Origin of the sequence: Pseudomonas sp. IT-P74, assembly GCF_949768175.1 — a bacterium.
Taxonomy (GTDB): domain Bacteria; phylum Pseudomonadota; class Gammaproteobacteria; order Pseudomonadales; family Pseudomonadaceae; genus Aquipseudomonas.
Genome location: NZ_CATKQD010000093.1, coordinates 211,267 through 232,791, shown reverse-complemented (window position 1 = coordinate 232,791; position 21,525 = coordinate 211,267). Strand labels below are relative to the sequence as shown.

The window sequence follows — 21,525 nt, the reverse complement described above, 5'->3', positions numbered from 1 at the left end:
TGTCTGTCGTGCACCAGCGGGTTTCCCGCTGGTGCATGGCAGGCTTCCAGCCTCAAGTTTTATCTGGATACCTGCTTTACCTGAGTGACACCTGGACAAACCAGTCGGGCCGATTCCCGACATTGCCCAAGAATTTCGCAAGAAACCAGTTCCCCCAAGAGCCACAAAGAAGGTAGGACACCGTGAACCCGGTAATCAAAAAATTCCAGTTCGGTCAGTCGACCGTTACCCTCGAGACTGGCCGTATCGCCCGTCAGGCCTCCGGCGCAGTATTGGTCACCGTTGACGACGACGTCAGCGTATTGGTGACCGTAGTCGGTGCAAAACAAGCCGATCCAGGCAAGGGCTTCTTCCCTCTGTCTGTTCACTACCAGGAAAAGACTTACGCTGCCGGTAAGATCCCTGGCGGTTTCTTCAAGCGCGAAGGCCGTCCTTCCGAGAAAGAAACCCTGACTTCCCGACTGATCGACCGTCCGATCCGTCCGCTGTTCCCTGAAGGCTTCATGAACGAAGTGCAGGTAGTCTGCACCGTCGTTTCCACCAGCAAGAAGACCGATCCGGACATCGCTGCGATGATCGGTACCTCGGCTGCGCTGGCGATCTCCGGCATTCCTTTCGATGGCCCGATCGGCGCTGCCCGCGTTGCGTTCCACGAAAGCACCGGCTACCTGCTGAACCCGACCTACGAGCAACAGGCGGCTTCCAGCCTGGACATGGTCGTTGCCGGTACTTCGGACGCCGTGCTGATGGTTGAATCGGAAGCCAAAGAGCTGACCGAAGACCAGATGCTGGGCGCGGTACTGTTCGCTCACGACGAGTTCCAGGTTGTGATCAACGCCGTTAAAGAACTGGCCGCTGAAGCTGCCAAGCCAACCTGGACCTGGGCTCCTGCGCCAGAAGCCACCGAACTGCTGGGCGCTATCCGTGCCGAGTTCGGCGAAGCGATCTCCCAGGCCTACACCATCACCGTCAAGGCCGACCGTTACGCTCGTCTGGGCGAGTTGAAGGACCAGGTCGTTGCCAAGCTGTCCGGTGAAGAAGGCCAGCCTTCTTCCAGCGAAGTCAAAGCGGCTTTCGGCGAAATCGAATACCGCACCGTTCGCGAAAACATCGTTAACGGCAAGCCACGTATCGACGGTCGCGACACCAAGACCGTACGTCCATTGAACATCGAAGTCGGTGTTCTGCCCAAGACCCACGGTTCGGCTCTGTTCACCCGTGGCGAAACCCAGGCTCTGGTCGTTGCAACTCTGGGTACTGCCCGTGATGCACAGCTGCTGGACACCCTGGAAGGCGAGAAGAAAGACCCGTTCATGCTGCACTACAACTTCCCACCGTTCTCGGTAGGCGAGTGTGGTCGCATGGGTGGCGCTGGTCGTCGTGAAATCGGTCACGGCCGTCTGGCCCGTCGTTCGGTTTCGGCCATGCTGCCTGCCGCTGACGTGTTCCCGTACACCATCCGCGTGGTTTCGGAAATCACCGAATCCAACGGTTCGAGCTCGATGGCTTCCGTTTGCGGCGCTTCCCTGGCCCTGATGGACGCCGGTGTGCCGATGAAGGCGCCGGTTGCCGGTATCGCCATGGGTCTGGTTAAAGAAGGCGAAAAATTCGCCGTCCTGACCGACATCCTGGGTGACGAAGACCACCTGGGCGACATGGACTTCAAGGTAGCCGGTACCGCCAAAGGCGTCACCGCGCTGCAGATGGACATCAAGATCAAGGGCATCACCGAAGAGATCATGGAAATCGCTCTGGGCCAAGCCCTGGAAGCGCGCCTGAACATCCTCGGCCAGATGAACCAGATCATTGGCCAGTCGCGTACCGAACTGTCGGCCAACGCTCCGACCATGATCGCGATGAAAATCGACACCGACAAAATCCGTGACGTCATCGGTAAAGGCGGCGCGACCATTCGTGCGATCTGTGAAGAGACCAAGGCTTCGATCGACATCGAAGACGACGGTTCGATCAAGATCTTCGGCGAAACCAAGGAAGCGGCTGAAGCTGCACGTCAGCGCGTTCTGGGCATCACCGCTGAAGCCGAGATCGGCAAGATCTACGTGGGCAAGGTTGAGCGCATCGTCGACTTCGGCGCATTCGTCAACATCCTGCCGGGCAAGGACGGTCTGGTTCACATCTCCATGCTGAGCGACGCTCGCGTTGAGAAAGTGACCGACATCCTGAAAGAAGGCCAGGAAGTGGAAGTGTTGGTACTGGACGTGGACAACCGCGGTCGTATCAAGCTGTCCATCAAAGACGTGGCAGCAGCCAAGGCTTCGGGCGTTTAATCACGCCTTACGCCTGAGCGCTTCAACGTTGTAGAAAGTGCCCCGCAGTGAAAGCTGTGGGGCATTTTTTTGTCTGCAGGAAATTGAGACGTTCCGGAAGTTGCCTGCCCCTGAAGTCAGTGCTAGGTTTAGCCCACCGCCCGTGTAGCTCAGCCGGTAGAGCAGCGCACTCGTAACGCGAAGGTCGCAGGTTCGATTCCTGTCTCGGGCACCAGCAAGACTTGTTTTCAGATGATCCCGAATGGTTCTGAAGGCCAGACAAACCGCGCTGCTTACGGTTTTTTGCGTCAGAGAGATCCTTGATGATCCAGATCCATCTTCCATTCCCCAGATCAACGAGAACGCCATGACAATAAAAGAATTGACCCAAGAAGCCAGACACGAAGAAGCACTGAAAAAGTACGTGCTGGATGTGCCGGATCTGATGGAAGAGATCAAGGACCTGAGTGCCGATGATCAGAAAGACCAGATTCAATGGGCGTTCGAGGACGAGGCCGAAGCCCAGGGCCTGCAGCCGTGGGAGCTGACGCTCAAGTACACCTCAACGCCGGAAGAATACGAAGCAGAACGCCTGAAGTTGCACAAAGAAGCTGCCGAGGTGTTGGGCGTCGGGTGGGAAGAGTACTGCGAGATGAACAACCTGGTGGTTTGACACGAACTGTAGGAGCGAGCCTGCTCGCGATGGTCGTAAACGATTACGCGGGTTTATTGGTTAAACGTGGCGCTCTCGGGTACATCGCGAGCAAGCTCGCTCCTACAATTTGTACGTGTGATCAGAGACTCAGGCGCATCGACAGATCAACCGCCTTCACATCCTTGGTCATCGCACCGATCGAAATGTAATCCACCCCGGTCTGTGCAATCGGCAGCAACGTGCTTTCGTTGATCCCGCCGCTGGCCTCCAGCTTGGCCTTGCCGGCGTTCAGGCGCACGGCTTCGCGCATGTCGTCCAGGCTCAGTTCGTCGAGCATGATGATGTCGGCACCAGCCTCCAGCGCTTCCTTGAGTTCATCCAGGCTTTCCACTTCAATCTCGACCGGTTTGCCCGGGGCGATCTTGTGCGCGGCGGCGATGGCCTGGGCGATACCGCCGCTGGCGGCGATGTGGTTTTCCTTGATCAGGAAGGCGTCATACAGGCCAATGCGGTGGTTGTGGCAACCGCCGCAGGTTACGGCGTACTTTTGAGCCAGGCGCAGCCCCGGCAGTGTTTTGCGGGTATCGAGCAGCTTGACCTGAGTCTCGGCCACGAAGTCCGCCAGGTACTGCGCGCGGGTCGCCACGCCGGAGAGCAGCTGCAGGAAGTTCAGGGCGCTGCGTTCGCCGGTCAGCAGCGAGCGTGCAGGGCCTTCGAGGTGGAACAGCACCTGGTTGGGCGCCACCCGTTCACCGTCGGCAACCTGCCAATGCACCGCCACCCGTGGGTCCAGTTGCCGAAACACGTTATCCACCCAGGCGGTGCCGCTGATGACGGCCGCATCGCGGGTAATGATGGTGGCCTTGGCCAGGCGTTCGGCCGGGATCAACTGCGCGGTGATGTCGCCGCTGCCGATGTCTTCACGCAACGCACGGCGCACGTTGGCTTCGATTTCGGCGGTCAGATCGGCGAGATGTAGGTTCGGCATAACGGACTCCACAAACAAAGTGGCTCGATTATAGGGCCATGGCACGGACCAACCCAAGGCATCAGAGCGTTACGTTGGCACGGGCGCCTGCATTTGGTCGAATCCCTGCCGTTGTCGTGTTGGTCATCGTTGCCAAGCAAACGCCTGTTTGAGAGCAGATGCAGAGTCTTCTGGCACAAGGGGGAGTTTTTAAAAGATAATTCGCCTTGTATTTGACGTCATGAGTTTGACGAGTTGACGCATCACCGTTCCAGGGAGGCCGAATGCACAACGACGGGAATGTAGTGCCTTTGCACAAGGCAACTACCGACCAGGTGGCTCACTCGCCACTCGCCCGACTGCCGGCGATTCTTCTTCAGGTTCGCGACAAGGCCGCGCAACAGCTGCGACACGGATTGCAGGCGCTGTTCGACAACGCCGACGACACCCTCTTCGAAATGGCCGACCGCGCCCGCTGTGACATCGAGCAGAACATCTTCTTTCAAGCGATGCGCGATTTGCGCCTCAAGCGCAAAAGCATCGAGCGGGTTTTTCTCGAACAGCTTTTCGCCGCGTTTATCCGACTTGCCCAATACGAAAGCGCGTTTGCGGCCTTGCCCCAGACTCTGGCGGCCGACACCTCGACGGCGCAACCCGATGACGAGCGCGAGCGCACGGTCGCGGTGCAGGCGATGGTCAGCCGGGTGCTGGATCGCGACGGTTTCGCCCTGGACCAACTGACGGCCCGACTCTGTGCCTTGTTGGGCAAGGAGCCGGGCGACCTGCACAACCCTCTGGGTCCGGCGATGTTCTGCGAATACTTTTTGCAAGCCGCACGCCAGCTCGGGCTTGAGATCAAGGTCAAGCTGATCATCCTCACGTTGTTCGAACGCTATGTCCTCAGCGAGGCCGATCAGCTTTACGCAGAAGCCAATCAGCTGCTGCTAGCCACCGGTGTCTTACCCAACCTGAAACCGGCCCCGGTGCGTCGTACCACGGACCGACCTGACAAAAGCGTCACGGTCGGACTGACCGACGAGGGCCCCGATCCGATTTCCACGCGAGATCTGTTGCGCCTGCTTTCGCACTTGCAGCAATACGTGCCGGCACCGGCGGCCGTTGATGATTTCGATCTGCGCAACCAGCTCGAACAGTTATTGACCCGAGTCAGCGTCAAAAGCGGTCGGTCGCGGGTTTTCGGGGAGGCCGATGAAGATGTGATCAACCTGGTCGCCATGCTTTTCGAATGCATGCTCGATGATCGCAACCTGCCGGATTCCCTCAAGGCACTGATTGGCCGATTGCAGATTCCGCTGGTCAAGGTGGCGGTGCTCGACAAGAGCTTCTTCAATCGCAGCAATCATCCGGCGCGACGTCTGCTCAACGAAATCGCCAACGCGGCCATGGGGTGGGGAGCCTGTGACGATCATGAGCGTGACAGCCTTTACGTGCGCATCGACCAGGTCGTACAGCGTCTGTTGAATGACTTTGTCGATGACCCAGCGATATTTTCCGAATTGCTGGCCGACTTTCTCGCGGTTACCCAGGGCGAGCGCCGCCGCACCGACCTGGCCCTGGAGCTGCGCAACGGCGTGGCGCGAGTGCTTGACGACACCTTGCTGTTCGAGCGGGCGCTGGAGTCGGTGATCGGCAACCTCAAGTGCCTCAATCGCGGCAAGTGATCGCGCCCCGGGGGATTATCGCGGCATACTGTGCCAATACAGTCGACGTTGAAGGAATCGGTATGCAGTTGGACCCCGCGAGCGGTTGGATTCAGGGTGTGCATGTCTGCCCCTCACCCAACTTCAATGCGCGCCCCACAGGCGAAATTTCCCTGCTGGTGATCCACAACATCAGCCTGCCGCCAGCGCAGTTCGCCACCGGCAAGGTGCAGGAATTTTTCCAGAATCGTCTGGATGTCACCGAACACCCCTATTTTGAAGGGATCGCGGATTTGCGGGTGTCGGCGCACTTTCTGATCGAACGTGACGGTACCGTCACCCAGTTTGTTTCATGTCTTGAGCGTGCGTGGCATGCGGGTGTCTCGTGCTTCGAGGGGCGGGAAACCTGTAACGATTTTTCCGTGGGCATCGAGCTTGAAGGCACGGATGATCTGCCGTTCACTGACGCGCAATACAGCGCATTGACAGCCCTGACCCGCCAGTTGCAACAGGCGTTCACGGCAATCACCACAGAGCGCATCTGCGGGCACAGCGACATTGCACCGGGGCGCAAAACCGATCCAGGGCCGGCGTTCGACTGGGCACGCTATCGTGCCGCCCTGGCACAAGAGGAAGGACGATGAGTTTTCTGGTGTTGCTGTTGGCGGTATGGATCGAGAAGTTCTCGGCCCTGCGTCATCGGGTTCAGCGTGACAATGGCTGGACACACGAGCTGAACAAGCTTGAGGCCAGCCCGCGACTTTCGGAGCGGCCATGGCTGGTGTTGGCGGTAATGGTCTTGTTGCCGGTGGCGTTGCTGGGTTTGCTGCTGGTCGTCATCGAGCCGGTGGCCTACGGGTTACTGGCGTTGCCGATCCATTTGCTGGTGGTGATCTACAGCCTGGGGCGCGGTGATCTGTTGGGTGATCTCGGACCGTTCCGTGATGCCTGGCGTCGGGAGGACCTGCAAGCGGCGGCCCATGTCGCCAAGCGCGATCTGGATATCTGCGCAGACAGTGGCGAGCAGTTGCTGGAGCAGGTCGAAGGGCATTTGCTGTGGGAGGCCTACCAGAGCTTTTTCGCGGTGATTTTCTGGTACTTCCTGTTGGGACCGGTCGCGGCGCTGAGTTATCGGCTGCTGGCGCTGGCCGAAGAACACGGGAAAAACCCGGCGGTGGTAGAGCGCGCCGGGCAACTGCGTCATGCCTTCGACTGGTTGCCGGTGCGTCTGCTGGCGGCGAGCCTGGCGTTGGTTGGCAATTTTGTCGCGGTCAGTCGGGTCATGCTGCATGAGCTGCTGAACTGGAACATCAGCGCCGCGCAATTGATCGTGAAAGTCGGGCTGGTGGCCGGTGAAATTCCGGCACCGGTGAGCGGCGCCGAAGGTATCAACAATCTGGACCGCATCTGGGCGTTGCTGCTGCGTGCGGCGGTGCTCTGGTATGCCGGGTTTGCGTTGTGGACGGTCCTGCATTAACGCTGCATTCAGAACAAGCTCCTTGATCACAGGGCGGTCACTAGTGCGAAGTGCTTCGCCCTGTCGTTAACCTTAAGTTACAAAACCTCCTGCCGATTTAAGTTATACAGAGATAGCGCCGAATAGTGGCTATCTGCCGTCTGTCTGCGCCCGCCAATAAAAAAAATAAGAAATCGAAGGGAGACATCCAGTGAAGAGCTTGCTCTATCCCGCTGTCGCACTGATGAACCGCCTGAGCTTCGGCATGAAGTTCAGCCTGATCAGCGTACTGTTCCTGGTGCCGATGCTGGTGACCAACTTCTATCTGGTGCGGGACTCCTATCGCGAATTCCAGGGCACGCGCATCGAACTGCAAAGTCTCGACCTGTTGGGCAGCAGCCTGACGCTGCGGCGCGATCTGGAAACCCTGAACAACCTGGTGCAGATCAATGTCAGCCTCGGCCAATCCGGCAAGGCCGGCAATGTCGAATCGAAAATCAGCACCCTCGAGCAGAATATTCTGACTCGCCTGCAAGGGCTGACACCGATGGCCAGCGACCCGGAGCAGGTCGCGGTGTTTGATGGTAAACGCGATGAAATGATCACCGCGTTCAAGGCCCAGCAAACGGAAAACTCCCTGCAAAGCAAAAGTGCCTTGATCGGCAAACTGGTGGGCAGCGCGCAGATATTCAGCCAGCTCATCACCAGCCAGTCGGGCCTGAGTCGCGACAACCAGAGCGACATGCGCCAGTTGAGCGAGCTCGTCACCCTCGTCACGCCACGGGTCACCCAGATCCTGGGCGAAGGTCGGGCGATGGGGTCTTACTCGTTGGGGCAGGGGTTCATCAATTCGGCTTCGAGTACCCGTTTCGATGAATTGCTGGCGCAGATTGAAAAGCTCCAGGCCGAGTATGGCCTGAAGTTGCAGGATGCCCTGGGTTCCAGCAAGGCTGCGCGTGAGACCCTGGCCGCTCAGGCCGATAGCAGCCGGGCATCCTTGAAGAAGGCCAGCGAGCTGTTCGAAGAGCAAGTGGTCATGGCCGATACCCTCGACGCGCCGTGGCAGGGTTTTTACGATCAGGTCACTGCCCTGATGGACCAGACCTACCAACTCAACGAAGCCACCCTGAAGTATCTGGGCCCGCAGTTGCAGCAACGCCTGGACCAGAACCGCACGCACATGGTGTTGCAGGCCGTGGCGCTGTCAGTCGTATTTGTGCTGATCTTTTATCTCTACGGCGCTTTCTACGCCTCGACCCGCACCACGCTCAAGCGCCTGGGGGCGGTGATGGACAAGGTGGCGGCCGGCGACATGACCGTGACCTTCAGTGCCCACAGCCGCGATGAGCTGGGGGAGTTGGGCGAGGTGTTCAACGGCACGGTGAAAAAAATCCATGACCTGATCGAGCGGGTAGGGCAGACCGTCAGCGAAGTCGAGCGTCAGGCCGGGCAAGTGCAAAACGTTTCCGCGCAAAGCAACCAGGCCGTCGCCGGGCAGCGCACGCAGATCGAACAAGTGGCCACGGCCATGAACCAGATGTCGGCCACTTCCCAGGAAGTGGCGCGCAGTGCCGCCGCGGCGGTGAGCAGTGCCCACAGTGTCAACGATGAGACCATCAGTGGCCGCAGTCTGGTGGAATCTCAGCAAGGCAGCATTGCCGCGCTGGCCAGCGAGATCGATCAATCGGTACTGGTGATCAACCAACTGGCCAGCGACAGCCAGTCCATCAGCCGCGTGCTCGAAGTGATCAAGAGCATCGCCGAGCAGACCAACCTGCTGGCGCTCAATGCCGCCATCGAGGCAGCGCGGGCCGGTGAGCAGGGCCGTGGTTTCGCCGTGGTGGCCGACGAAGTCCGGACCCTGGCCAAACGAACCCAGCAATCGACCGAAGAAATCGAGCAGATGATCGCCAGGCTCCATGGCGGTGTCGGCGCGGCGGTCAAGGCCATGGGCACCAGCCATGAAATGGCCAGCGGCACGGTCGGGCAGTCGGAGAAGGTCCAGCGGGCGCTGGAAAACATCCTGGGAGCGGTCGGCATGATCGTCGACCAGAACCAACAGATTGCCGCCGCCGTGGAGCAGCAAACCGCGGTGGCTCACGACATCGACCAGAACATCGTCGAGATCAATCGCGCCGGCGAGCGCACCGCTGAAGGTGCGCATCAGACCGAAGATGCCAGTCGAGCATTGTCGGCCCAGGTCGTGGAGTTGAAGCAGTTGATCAGCGCGTTTCGGGTTTGAAAGAGCGCTCGGGGACCCTGTAGGAGCGAGCCTGCTCGCGATAACGGTTTATCAGGCGACATTGATGTCGACTGATACTCAGCCATCGCGAGCAGGCTCGCTCCTACAGTGGGCGGGTGCTGGCCGTTATGACCAGTTAAACAACTCGCAGGCATTGGCCGTACTGGCCGTGGCCAATTGCTCGGGGCTGATCGCCATGATGTCGGCCAGTGCCGCGCAGATCGCCGGCAGGTGTGCCGGGCTGTTGCGCTGGCCGGGGAACATGGCTGGGGCCATGTCCGGCGAGTCGGTTTCCAGCACCACAGAATCCAGCGGTAGCTCGGCGAGCACGCGGTGCATGCGCAGCGCTTGAGGCCAGGTCGCAGCGCCGCCAAGGCCGAGTTTGAAACCCAGCTTGATGTATTCCCGGGCCTCTTCCTTGCTGCCGGCAAAGGCATGGATGATGCCTGCCCGTTTGAGCTTGAAGCGTTTGAGCGTGGCAATCACCGCCGCATGGCTGCGCCGCACATGGATCAAAGCCGGAAGATTGAAATCCGCCGCCAGTCGCAATTGCGCCTCGAACAACGCCTGCTGGCGGTCGCGGTCCAGGGTTTCGATGAAGTAGTCCAGGCCGATCTCGCCGACTGCACACAGTTGCCGATGGCCGGCCAGACGGCTCAGCCAGTCAGCGAGTTCGCTCAGGTGTTGCGGGCGATGATCGTCCAGGTACACCGGGTGCAATCCGAACGCGGCGTGCAGGTCGGGATCACTCTGCACCAGTTCCCAGACCCGCTGCCAATTGGCCTGATAAACCCCCAGCACCACCATCCGCCGCACCCCGAGGGCGCGGCTTTCGGCCAGCAACGCCTGACGGTCGGCGTCGAAGTCCGGAAAATCCAGATGGGTGTGGGTGTCGATCAGCTCCACGGTTCAGTCCTGGCGAATACGCTGCTTGAACGTGCGCGCGATGGCTTGCACGCCAGGCCGGTAATCCGACTGCTCGATGGCGGCCAGGGCCAGTGCAAGAGCCTTGTCGGCGATCAACTGGTGTTGCTGGGCCATGGCGTTGACCGGCAGCGGCAGGAAGTCCAGCAACTGGGTGTCGCCGAATGTGCCGAGGCGCAGCGGGCGGTTTTTCAGTGGGAAGTCGTGCAGCGCATCGAACACACCCTGAAGCAGCACGTAGGATGTGGTCACCAGGGCATCGGGCAAATGACCCAGACGCTGCAGCAACTCTTCCATCAGTTGTTTGCCGCACTCACGGCTGAAGGATTCGCCTTCTTCGATCAGCACCTCGCCGCTGAACCCGGCGAGCGCTTCTTTGAAGCCGGCGCAACGTTCCTGGCTGATGCTCAGCTCCGGGCGGGCGCCGATCAGCGCGATCTGTTTGGGCAAGGGATCGAGCAGGCTGCGGGTCAGTTGCAGGCTGGCCTCGCGGTCGTCACTGATCACCGAGCAGAAATGCTCGGGTTCCATGACCCGGTCGATGGCGATGATCGGAATGCCCTTGGCCTGCAATTGGCGATAGCTGTCGTCGCCGGCCGGCAGGCAACTGGCAACGATCAGTGCGTCGCAGCGCCGGGCGCGGAACAGTTGCAGCAGTTGCCGTTCACTGTCCGGCGCATCATCGGAACTGGCGATCAGCAACTGATAACCCTGGGCCCGCGCGCCTTGCTCCAGCAATTTGGCGATTCGCGCGTAACTGGGGTTTTCCAGATCCGGCAGAATGAAGCCCAATGTGCGGGTGTGCCGGCTGCGCAAACCGGCAGCCTGTGGGTTAGGCGTGAAGCCATGTTGTTCGACGACCGCGCGCACGCGTTCGACGGTGGCGCTGCTGATGCGCTGTTGTTCGGCCTTGCCATTGATGACATAGCTGGCGGTGGTGACGGACACACCGGCCAACTGGGCAATATCACTGAGTTTCAACCCGCTGTTTCCTTGTTTTTTCGAGATTGCCTCGACATTTTCGTCAATCCTAACCGATTAAGGCAGGCGACCATTGTCGCAACGCATCCGACAAGTTGGACTTCAAGGATGGGCCAATATCGAGTAACGTGCCAATCGATCTAGATTAAACGATTCAGCAAGCGTATTTTCTACGCTTTAGGCGCCTTTGGTCGGTTCTGCCGTGAAACCGCCAAAAACGATGGCCAGGCGCCTGAGCTGACTCATTCAAAACAATACCTGGTGCCCCAAGGCGCCAAAAAGGAGAAAGCATGCTCGAGCTCACTGTAGAGCAGATTTCCATGGGCCAGTCGGCCGTGGATAAGTCCGCAGCGCTGCAATTGCTGGCCGGGCATCTGGTCGCCGATGGCCTGGTTGCCGAAGGGTATCTCGCCGGTTTGCAGGCGCGGGAAGCCCAGGGCTCGACCTTTCTCGGTCAGGGTATTGCCATCCCCCACGGTACGCCCGAAACCCGCGACCTGGTGTTCACCACCGGTGTGCGCCTGATGCAGTTCCCTGAAGGCGTGGACTGGGGCGACGGTCATATCGTTTACCTGGCGATCGGTATCGCCGCCAAATCCGATGAGCATCTGCGCCTGTTGCAATTGCTCACCCGCGCCCTCGGTGAAACTGACCTGGGCCAGGCCTTGCGTCGCGCCGGTTCCGCCGAAGCCTTGCTGAAGTTGCTGCAAGGCGCGCCGCAGGAGCTGGCGCTGGATGCGCAAATGATCGGCCTCGGTGTGGCGGCCGAAGATTTCGAAGAGCTGGTCTGGCGCGGCGCACGTTTGTTGCGGCAGGCCGACTGCGTGAGCAACGGGTTTTCCGCCGTTTTGCAACAGGTTGACGCGCTGCCCTTGGGCGATGGCCTGTGGTGGCTGCACAGCGAGCAGACGGTGAAGCGTCCGGGCCTGGCCTTCGTCACCCCGGACAGACCGCTGCGCTATCTCGGCCAGCCACTCAATGGACTGTTCTGCCTGGCCAGCCTCGGTGAGGCCCATCAAGCCCTGCTCGAACGCCTGTGCGCGTTGTTGATCGAAGGGCGTGGCCATGAGTTGGGGCGCGCCACCAGCAGCCGCAAGGTCCTCGAAGTGCTTGGTGGTGAAGTGCCCGCCGACTGGCCCAGTGCGCGAATTGCATTGGCCAACGCTCACGGTTTGCATGCGCGGCCGGCAAAAATCCTCGCGCAACTGGCGAAAAGTTTTGAAGGTGACATCCGCGTGCGCATCGTCGATGGTCACGACAGCGCCGTGTCGGTAAAGAGCTTGAGCAAGTTGCTCAGCCTCGGCGCCCGTCGTGGGCAGGTCCTGGAAATCATCGCCGAACCGGGCATCGCAGCCGATGCATTGCCGGCCTTGTTGGCCGCCATCGAAGAAGGCCTGGGTGAAGAGGTCGAACCGCTGCCGCCGGTAAGCCAGGCGCGCGAAGTCGTTGCCGATATGGCCGAAGTGGTCCTCGCCCCGATATCTGGCAGCGTGGTTCAGGCGATTGCCGCAGCTCCGGGGATTGCCATCGGCCCGGCGCATATTCAGGTGCTGCAAACCATCGATTATCCGTTGCGCGGCGAATCCGCCGGCATCGAGCGTGAGCGTCTCCAGCAAGCCCTGGCGCAGGTACGCCGTGACATCCAGGGCCTGATCGAGCGCAGCAAGAGCAAAGCCATCCGCGAAATCTTCATCACCCACCAGGAGATGCTCGACGACCCGGAACTGACCGATGAGGTCGATACGCGGCTCAAGCAGGGCGAAAGCGCCGAGGCGGCGTGGATGGCCGTGATTGAAGCGGCGGCCCGGCAGCAGGAAGCGTTGCAGGATGCCTTGCTCGCCGAACGTGCCGCCGACTTGCGCGACATCGGACGTCGGGTATTGATGCAGCTCTGCGGCATCGAAACCCCCAGCGAACCGGATCAACCGTACATTCTGGTGATGGACGAGGTCGGTCCGTCCGACGTCGCGCGTCTCGATCCTGCTCGCGTGGCGGGGATTCTTACCGCCCGGGGTGGCGCGACGGCGCACAGTGCGATTGTTGCCAGGGCCTTGGGTATTCCGGCATTGGTCGGCGCCGGCCCCGGCGTGTTGCTGCTGGTGCCGGGCACGCCGTTGCTGCTCGATGGCCAGCGTGGTCGCCTGCATGTGGACGCTGACGCAGCGACCTTGCAGCGCGCCACGGCCGAACGCGATACCCGCGAGCAGCGCTTGAAGGCGGCTGCAGAACTGCGCCATGAACCAGCGCTGACCACCGATGGCCACGCCGTCGAAGTGTTCGCCAACATTGGTGAAAGCGCCGGCGTCACCAGTGCGGTGGAGCAGGGCGCCGAAGGCATTGGCCTGTTGCGCACCGAACTGATTTTCATGGCCCACCCGCAAGCGCCCGACGAGGCAACCCAGGAAGCCGAGTACCGTCGCGTCCTCGATGGTCTGGCCGGGCGGCCGTTGGTGGTGCGCACCCTTGATGTCGGTGGCGACAAACCGCTGCCGTACTGGCCGATTGCGAAGGAAGAAAACCCCTTCCTCGGCGTACGCGGCATTCGCTTGACCTTGCAGCGCCCGCAGATCATGGAAGCGCAACTGCGCGCCTTGCTGCGGGCTGCCGACAACCGACCGCTGCGGATCATGTTCCCGATGGTGGGCAGCGTCGACGAGTGGCGCCAGGCCCGCGACATGACCGAACGCCTGCGCCAGGAAATCCCGGTCGCCGACCTGCAACTGGGGATCATGATCGAAGTGCCGTCGGCGGCGTTGCTAGCGCCGGTGCTGGCCCAGGAGGTCGACTTTTTCAGCGTCGGTACCAACGACCTGACGCAATACACCCTGGCCATCGACCGTGGCCATCCGACGCTGTCGGCCCAGGCCGATGGCTTGCATCCGGCGGTGCTGCAACTGATCGACATCACCGTGCGCGCGGCCCATGCCCATGGTAAATGGGTTGGTGTGTGCGGCGAGCTGGCGGCCGACCCGCTGGCGGTGCCGGTGCTGGTCGGTCTCGGGGTGGATGAGCTCAGCGTCGGGGCGCGCAGCATTGCCGAAGTCAAGGCGCGGATTCGCGAACTGGGCTTCACTCAGACTCAAACCCTTGCCCGCCAGGCCTTGGCCGTGGGCAGCGCCAATGAAGTTCGCGCATTAGTGGAGGCCCTGTAATGGCCCGGATTCTTACCCTGACCCTCAACCCGGCGCTGGACCTGACCGTCCAGTTGCCGCGCCTTGAAGCCGGCCAGGTCAACCGCAGCGATGTGATGCACACCCACGCCGCCGGCAAAGGCGTGAACGTGGCGCAAGTGCTGGCCGACCTCGGGCATCAGCTGACCGTCAGTGGCTTTCTCGGCGAAGACAACCTGCAAGCCTTTGAAACGTTGTTCGCCAAACGCGGTTTTGTCGATGCCTTCATCCGTGTACCAGGCGAGACCCGCAGCAATATCAAACTGGCGGAAAGCGACGGGCGCATCACCGACATCAACGGGCCGGGACCGCAGGTCAGCGAGGCGGCGCAGCAGGCCTTGATGGATCGACTGGAGCAGATTGCGCCGGGACACGATGCAGTCGTGGTCGCTGGCAGCTTGCCGTTGGGCGTGAGTGGGCAGTGGTTGCAGGCGTTGATTGTACGCTTGAAAGAACTGGGGCTTAACGTCGCACTCGACACCAGTGGCGAGGCGTTGCGTGCTGCGCTCAAAGCGGGGCCGTGGCTGATCAAACCCAACACTGAAGAGCTGGCCGAGGTGCTCGACTGCGAGGTCGTGTCGGTCAGCGCCCAATCCATAGCGGCGGAGCGTTTGCACGCTCAGGGCATCGAGCATGTGGTGATCTCCCACGGTGCCGAAGGCGTGAACTGGTTCAGCGTCGGCTCGGCATTGCATGCCACGCCACCCAAGGTCAGCGTCGCCAGCACGGTGGGCGCGGGTGATTCGTTGCTGGCGGGGATGCTCCACGGTTTGCTCAGTGCCGATACGCCGGAACAGACCTTGCGCACCGCCACGGCGATTGCCGCGATGGCAGTGACCCAGATCGGTTTCGGTATTGGCGATGCAGCGCAACTGGCGCAGCTTGAACAGGGTGTACGCGTGCGTCCCCTGACAGAACAATAAGAGGGTTTGTCATGAAGTTAGCCATCGTTACGGCCTGCCCGAACGGCATGGTCACCAGCGTGCTGTGTGCCCGGTTGCTCGATGCCGCGGCCCAGCGTCAGGGCTGGAGCACCAGCGTCGAAGTCACCGATGCCGCGCATCCCGAAAAACAACTGTCGGCGGCCACCCTCGACGCGGCCGAGTGGGTGCTGCTGGTGACCAGCGCGCCGGTGGACATGTCACGGTTTGTCGGCAAACGGGTGTTCCAGAGCACCCCGGCCCAAGCCCTGCAGGACGTGGAAGCCGTGCTGCAGCGAGGAGCGCAGGAGGCACAGGTCTACGTCGCTACCGAAGCCGTCATCGAACCTGTGGCGGCGGTCCAGAACGCACCGCGACTGGTGGCCGTCACCGCGTGCCCGACGGGTGTCGCTCACACGTTCATGGCCGCCGAGGCCTTGCAGCAAGCGGCCAAGCGCCTGGGTTATGACCTGCAGGTGGAAACCCAGGGCTCGGTCGGCGCGCGCAATCCATTGAGCGCACAAGCCATTGCCGAGGCCGATGTGGTGCTGCTGGCGGCCGATATCGAAGTCGCCACCGAGCGTTTCGCCGGCAAGAAAATCTATCGCTGTGGCACCGGCATTGCTCTCAAGCAAGCCGAGGCGACCTTGAAAAAAGCCTTGGCCGAAGGTCAGCAGGAAAACGCCTCGAGTGCAGCCAAGACAACGGCCAAACAGGAGAAGACGGGCGTTTATAAACACCTGCTGACCGGCGTGTCGTTCATGTTGCCAATGGTGGTGGCCGGCGGCTTGATGATCGCCTTGTCGTTCGTGTTCGGCATCACCGCTTTCAAGGAGGAGGGCACGCTGGCGGCGGCGTTGATGCAGACCGGCGGCGACACTGCGTTCAAGCTGATGGTGCCTCTGTTGGCGGGTTATATCGCCTATTCCATTGCCGACCGTCCGGGCCTCGCGCCGGGGATGATCGGCGGCATGCTGGCGAGCACCCTGGGCGCCGGTTTCATCGGCGGGATCATCGCCGGTTTTCTGGCTGGCTATGCGGCCAAGGCGATCAACCGTTATGCGCGATTGCCGCAAAGTCTTGAGGCGCTCAAGCCGATCCTGATCATCCCGCTACTGGCGAGTCTGTTCACCGGTCTGGTGATGATCTACGTGGTCGGTAAACCGGTGGCCGGGATGCTTGCCGGGCTCACGCATTTCCTCGACAGCATGGGCACCACCAACGCGATTCTGCTCGGTGTGCTGCTGGGCGGGATGATGTGCGTCGACCTCGGCGGGCCGATCAACAAGGCGGCCTATGCGTTCTCGGTGGGCTTGCTGGCGTCGCAGAGCTACGCGCCGATGGCGGCGACCATGGCGGCCGGCATGGTGCCGCCGATCGGGCTTGGCATTGCTACGTTCATTGCCCGGCGCAAGTTTGCGCAGGCTGAGCGCGAAGCCGGTAAAGCAGCGCTGGTACTGGGGCTGTGTTTCATCTCCGAAGGGGCGATTCCGTTTGCCGCCAAGGACCCGTTGCGAGTGATTCCGGCGAGCATCGCCGGCGGTGCACTGACCGGTGCGTTGTCGATGTATTTCGGCTGTAAATTGATGGCGCCCCACGGTGGGTTGTTCGTCCTGGCGATCCCGAATGCGATCAACCATGCGTTGCTTTATTTGTTGGCGATTGTGGCGGGGAGCCTGTTGACGGCGGTGGTGTATGCGCTGGTCAAGCGGCCGGAGACGGTGGAGTTGGCGGTAGAGCCCGTCACCGCCTGACATAGCCCCTTTGTAGGAGCGAGCCTGCTCGCGATTGCAGTGTGTCAGTCGACATGCATGTTGAATGTGTTACCGCCATCGCGAGCAAGCTCGCTCCCACAGGGATCTGCAGCGCTGGGAAGACCTGTGTCATGCCAGGGTCATAGGGCCATGCTTTAGTTTTTCCTTTTTCAGGGAGAACACCATGAGCGATTTCAACCTCGGGCGCCGTCGTGTCATGCAAGCGGTCGGCGCCGGGCTGTTGTTGCCGGGGCTGGCGCCGGCGGTGATCGCTTCGGTCAAGGATCGGCCGCAACTCACCGACGGCGTGCAGTCCGGCGACCTGCTGGGCGACCGGGCAATCATCTGGAGCCGCTGCGATCGCCCCGCGCGGATGGTGGTGGAGTGGGACACCCGCAGCCTGTTTCCCAACCCCCGGCGATTCGTCTCGCCCCTGGCCGATGCGCGCACCGATTTCACTGCCCGGGTCGAGCTCACCGGGCTGCCCGCCGACCAGGCGATTTTCTATCGCGTGCAATTCGAGGAAGCCCAGAGCGGCGTCGCCAGCGAGCCCTGGTTCGGTCATTTGCGCAGCGTGCCGCAAACCCGCCGCGACATTCGCTTTGTCTGGAGCGGCGACACCGTCGGGCAGGGCTTCGGCATCAACCCGGACATTGGCGGCATGCGCATCTACGAAGCAATGCGCCTGCGTCTGCCGGATTTTTTTATTCACAGCGGCGACACCATTTACGCCGACGGCCCGATCCCGGCGCAGCTCACCACGGAAGGCGGCCGGGTGTGGCGCAACATCACCACTGAGGCCAAGAGCAAAGTCGCCGAGACCCTCGATGAGTATCGCGGCAACTATCGCTACAACCTGATGGACGAAAACATCCGTCGCTTCAACGCCGAGGTCCCGCAGATCTGGCAGTGGGACGACCACGAAGTGGTGAACAACTGGTCGCCGGGCAAACAGCTGGATGCACGTTACCAGGACAAGGATATCCACAGCCTGGTGGGCCGCGCACGCCAGGCCTGGCTCGAATACGCGCCGATGCGTTTGCAGAGCGGCGATGGCGGCGGGCGGATCTATCGCAAGCTTGGCTACGGGCCGCTGCTCGATGTTTTCGTGCTGGACATGCGCAGTTATCGCGGGGCCAACGATGACAATCTGGGCGCTGAAAAACCCTTCCTCGGGCGTGAGCAACTGGACTGGCTCAAGCGTGAAATGCAGGCCTCGAAGGCGCAATGGAAAGTGATCGCCGCCGACATGCCCATTGGCCTCGGCGTGCCCGATGGTGAAGTCAGTCCCGGTGTCGCGCGCTGGGAAGCGGTGGCCAACGGTGACCCCGGCCCGGCCCAGGGGCGCGAACTGGAGATCGCCGAATTACTCGGTTTCCTGCGGGCGCAGCAGGTGCGCAATTTCCTGTTCCTGACCGCGGATGTGCATTACTGCGCGGCCCATCATTACCACCCGGATCGGGCGGCGTTCCAGGATTTCGAGCCGTTCTGGGAGTTCGTCGCCGGGCCGTTGAATGCCGGCAGCTTCGGGCCGAACGCGCTGGATAAGACCTTTGGTCCTGAAGTGGTGTTCGAGAAGGCGCCGCCGGCGCAGAACGTCTCGCCGTTTGCCGGATTTCAGTTTTTTGGCGAGGTGAATATCGATGGGCAAACGGGGGAGTTGAGCGTGGTGTTGCGGGATCTGGACGGGGTGTCTGTATTCGAGCAGAAGTTGCAACCGGTCTGACTGACTCTGGGTCCCTGTAGGAGCGAGCTTGCTCGCGATGAACCTGAGGATAACGCGCTCATCCTGTATGAACGCGTCATCGTTAACGACCATCGCGAGCAAGCTCGCTCCTACAGGGAAATCATTGGGTCAGTACACGTCGCGGCGGTAGCGGCCCTGTTCGATCAGGCGCTCCACTTCGGCGGCGCCCAGCACCTCGTTGAGCACCTGGTCCACGCCCGAAGCCATGCCTTGAAGGCTGCCGCAGATGTAGATCACCGCACCGTCCGCCAGCCACTTCTTGAGCTCGGCTGCCGATTCACGCAGGCGATCCTGCACGTAGATCTTTTCGGCCTGGTCGCGGGAAAACGCCAGGTTGAGGCGCGCCAGGTCACCATTGATCAGCCACTCCTCCAGCTCCTTTTGGCACAGGTAGTCGTGCTCGCGATGGCGCTCGCCAAACAACAGCCAGTGACGTTGCTGACCATCGGCAATCCGGGCCTTGAGCAGGCTGCGCAACCCGGCCAGCCCCGTGCCATTGCCCAGCAGGATCATCGGCACCGCTTGGGCCGGCAGATGGAAACCACTGTTGCGCCGCACGCGCAGGCTGATGGAGCTGCCCACCGGCGCGTGTTCGGTCAACCAGCCGGAACCGACGCCGAGGTTGCCGTCGGCATGCACTACCTGGCGCACGATCAATTCCAGCACGCCATCGGCCGGGATCGAGGCAATGGAATACTCGCGCATGGCCAACGGTACGAGGGCCTCTGCCAGTGCTTGAGCGTGCAGGCCGACCAGATGGGTGCGGTTCTCCGGCAACTGGCGGCTGGCCAGGGCCTGTTCGAGGGTTTCTTCCAGGCCGTTGAGTTGCACTCTGGTTTCCCCGTGAATCCCCATGCCGTCGAGGAAGTGCTCGATGGCCCACGGGCAATTGCGTGGCATCACTTCCACCAGGTCGCCTGCCAGCCAACTGCTGGTGGAAGGAGGCTTGAGGCCCAGCAAGTACACCGGCGAACCATTGCTGTCCGGATTGAGCAGTTCACGATGCAGCAGGGTCCAGTTGTTGTAGCTGGGCGCTTGCCAGGTATCCACGGGAGCCTGGCCGGTCAACAGGCCCAATTGCTGTTGCCAGTGACGCAAGGCGTAAGGGTCACCGCTGTCGACCTCCACCGGGGCGAACAAGGTTTTGCCGCCGTGTTCGCCGAGCCAGGTGTGCAGGCGCTTGGCGAATCCGCAGAAGTGTTGATATTGCCGGTCGCCGAGGCCGAGTACTGCATAGTTCAGGCGTTCCAGACTTGGAGTGCGGCCCAGTACCTTGCGTTCGAAACCGCGGGCGCTGTCCGGTGCTTCGCCGTCGCCAAAGGTGCTGACCACGAACAAGGCATTGTTCGATTCATGCAAGTCCTGCTCGCTGACGTCCGCCAACGGTTGCACTTTGACCGGCAAGCCTGCGGCCTGCAATTGCCCGGCGGTTTGCCATGCCAGCTGTTCGGCAAAACCACTTTGGCTGGCGAAGCCGATCAGCCACGTCGGCGCATCGCTGGCGGGTTGCACGAGGTCTTTGCGCGCCTCTTTTATCTGGCGTTTTTTGCGCCGACGATCCAGGTACAGCATCCAGCCTGTGACGAAGAACAGCGGCATGGTCAGCGCGGTGATGGTCAGGATGATACGCCCGACGATGCCGAAGTAGCTGCCGACGTGCAGCGCATAGATGCTGGTCAGCAGTTGCGCCTTGAGGCTCTTGTCGCTGTAGCGATCAACGCGCTTGACCACGCCGGTGGCCGGATCGAGGGTGATCTGGTTCAGGGCGCGGTCGTGAGGCGAACTTTTCAGCAGGAAGTACACAGTCGCGGGTTGCCCGGCCACGGGCGGCATGCGCACGTTATAGGAACTGAGTAGCGGACCGGCCGTGCTGTAGATGCTGCTCCACATCGCCGCGTAATCGGCTGTCGGTGCCGGACCGCTCGGCGCAGGCCCGCGTCCGCCGCGCACGCGTTCGCTCTGCGGTGAGTCGGAGAGCAAGCGGGTCAGGCCTTTGTTGTACCACTCGTAGGACCAGGACAGCCCGGTTAGCGCCGCCAGGAGGTAAAACACCAGACACCAGGTGCCGGCCACCGAGTGCAGGTCCCAGTTGAAGCTGCGGCCCTTTTTCTTCCAGTCCAGAGTCAGCCAGGCGCGCCAGCTTCTCCACTGGCGAGGCCAGCGCAGGTACAGGCCGGACAGGCAGAAGAACACCAGGATCAGCGTGCACGCGCCGGTGATCTGCCGACCTGTGTCACCCATGGCGAGAAAGCGGTGCAGTTGCAACATCAGGCCGAAGAAGTCCTGGCCGGTGGCGTCGCCAAGGAACTCGGCGGTGTAGGGATCGAAGTAACGCATCTCGCCACGGCGCTCGCCCGGTGGCGGGGTGAACCACACTTTGGCGGCGTTGCCGCTGTCGGTTTCCACGGTGAGCATCGAGACTTTTTTGCCCGACGCGGCTTCGATTCGCTCCACCAGTTCGACGGGCGGCAGCACACCGGCGACCTGTTTATCGACCTGCAACACGGAAGGGTTGAGTGTGCTCAGGATTTCATCCTGAAACGACACCGCCGCCCCGGTGATGCCCATCAGGGCCAGGACCAGCCCGGCGCTGATTCCGAAAAACCAGTGCAACTGGAACAGGGTTTTCTTCAACACGTCGCTCGCCTTGTTCGTTCAAATTGATTCATCACGGCGCGCATTATGCCGTGGGGTTGTCGAGAAGCATTCTTTTTTACGCACAAAGGCCCCGTTCATGTGGATGAACGGGGCCTGGCCACACACCAACTATGTAGGAGCGAG

General features: G+C 61.4%; 13 protein-coding genes, 1 tRNA gene and 1 pseudogene. 11 read left to right on the top strand and 4 right to left on the bottom strand.

Annotation, left to right across the window (positions count from 1 at the left end; genetic code table 11):
- The first annotated feature begins 182 nt into the window (after positions 1 to 182).
- The 3 genes from pnp (at position 183) to ACM6J5_RS28765 (ending at position 2,940) form a co-directional block, all read left to right on the top strand.
- Entirely contained in the window at positions 183 to 2,288 is a 2,106-nt protein-coding gene (gene pnp, locus ACM6J5_RS28775) for a polyribonucleotide nucleotidyltransferase (protein ID WP_007915263.1), read from the top strand.
- Between the two features lie 138 nt (positions 2,289 to 2,426).
- Positions 2,427 to 2,502: transfer RNA gene (locus tag ACM6J5_RS28770), tRNA-Thr, on the top strand.
- A 132-nt stretch (positions 2,503 to 2,634) separates the two neighbouring features.
- Positions 2,635 to 2,940 (top strand): DUF6388 family protein, encoded by a 306-nt coding sequence (locus tag ACM6J5_RS28765; RefSeq protein ID WP_095942397.1) that lies wholly within the window; start codon positions 2,635 to 2,637, stop codon positions 2,938 to 2,940.
- Positions 2,941 to 3,061: 121 nt separating this feature from the next.
- Here ACM6J5_RS28765 and nadC read toward each other — a convergent pair whose 3' ends face one another.
- A complete protein-coding gene (gene nadC / locus ACM6J5_RS28760) occupies positions 3,062 to 3,910 on the bottom strand; it encodes a carboxylating nicotinate-nucleotide diphosphorylase (RefSeq protein WP_414929785.1) in 849 nt (282 codons plus the stop codon).
- Between the two features lie 263 nt (positions 3,911 to 4,173).
- Between nadC and ACM6J5_RS28755 the strand changes: the two are divergent.
- The 4 genes and pseudogenes from ACM6J5_RS28755 to ACM6J5_RS28740 all read left to right on the top strand — a co-directional run.
- A pseudogene (locus ACM6J5_RS28755) lies at positions 4,174 to 5,538 on the top strand (DUF1631 family protein); the annotation flags it as partial.
- Between the two features lie 95 nt (positions 5,539 to 5,633).
- Positions 5,634 to 6,194: a 1,6-anhydro-N-acetylmuramyl-L-alanine amidase AmpD gene (gene ampD / locus ACM6J5_RS28750; protein ID WP_414929784.1), complete on the top strand. Its 561-nt coding sequence runs from the start codon at positions 5,634 to 5,636 to the stop codon at positions 6,192 to 6,194.
- A complete protein-coding gene (ampE, locus tag ACM6J5_RS28745) occupies positions 6,191 to 7,027 on the top strand; it encodes a regulatory signaling modulator protein AmpE (protein ID WP_095942394.1) in 837 nt (278 codons plus the stop codon). Before ampD ends, ampE begins: the two co-directional genes overlap by 4 nt.
- A gap of 190 nt (positions 7,028 to 7,217) precedes the next feature.
- A complete protein-coding gene (locus tag ACM6J5_RS28740) occupies positions 7,218 to 9,248 on the top strand; it encodes a methyl-accepting chemotaxis protein (RefSeq protein ID WP_095942393.1) in 2,031 nt (676 codons plus the stop codon).
- Between the two features lie 126 nt (positions 9,249 to 9,374).
- Here the strand turns inward: ACM6J5_RS28740 and ACM6J5_RS28735 are convergent, their stop codons facing one another.
- Complete coding sequence (locus tag ACM6J5_RS28735) at positions 9,375 to 10,154, bottom strand: TatD family hydrolase (RefSeq protein WP_414929783.1); 780 nt, start codon at positions 10,152 to 10,154, stop codon at positions 9,375 to 9,377.
- A gap of 3 nt (positions 10,155 to 10,157) precedes the next feature.
- Entirely contained in the window at positions 10,158 to 11,153 is a 996-nt protein-coding gene (cra, locus tag ACM6J5_RS28730) for a catabolite repressor/activator (RefSeq protein WP_150672212.1), read from the bottom strand.
- A gap of 290 nt (positions 11,154 to 11,443) precedes the next feature.
- On the opposite strand from cra, the gene ptsP reads away from it, so the two are divergent.
- The 4 genes from ptsP (at position 11,444) to ACM6J5_RS28710 (ending at position 18,723) form a co-directional block, all read left to right on the top strand.
- A complete protein-coding gene (ptsP, locus tag ACM6J5_RS28725) occupies positions 11,444 to 14,305 on the top strand; it encodes a phosphoenolpyruvate--protein phosphotransferase (RefSeq protein ID WP_414929782.1) in 2,862 nt (953 codons plus the stop codon).
- Complete coding sequence (gene pfkB, locus ACM6J5_RS28720; RefSeq protein WP_095942389.1) at positions 14,305 to 15,246, top strand: 1-phosphofructokinase; 942 nt, start codon at positions 14,305 to 14,307, stop codon at positions 15,244 to 15,246. Before ptsP ends, pfkB begins: the two co-directional genes overlap by 1 nt.
- A gap of 11 nt (positions 15,247 to 15,257) precedes the next feature.
- On the top strand, positions 15,258 to 16,997 hold the full coding sequence (locus ACM6J5_RS28715) for a PTS fructose-like transporter subunit IIB (RefSeq protein ID WP_414929781.1): 1,740 nt from the start codon (positions 15,258 to 15,260) through the stop codon (positions 16,995 to 16,997).
- A gap of 184 nt (positions 16,998 to 17,181) precedes the next feature.
- Positions 17,182 to 18,723 (top strand): alkaline phosphatase D family protein, encoded by a 1,542-nt coding sequence (locus ACM6J5_RS28710; RefSeq protein ID WP_414929780.1) that lies wholly within the window; start codon positions 17,182 to 17,184, stop codon positions 18,721 to 18,723.
- 129 nt (positions 18,724 to 18,852) lie between these two features.
- On the opposite strand, the gene ACM6J5_RS28705 is transcribed toward ACM6J5_RS28710, so the two are convergent.
- Entirely contained in the window at positions 18,853 to 21,381 is a 2,529-nt protein-coding gene (locus ACM6J5_RS28705; RefSeq protein ID WP_414929779.1) for a PepSY domain-containing protein, read from the bottom strand.
- Positions 21,382 to 21,525: the final 144 nt, after the last annotated feature.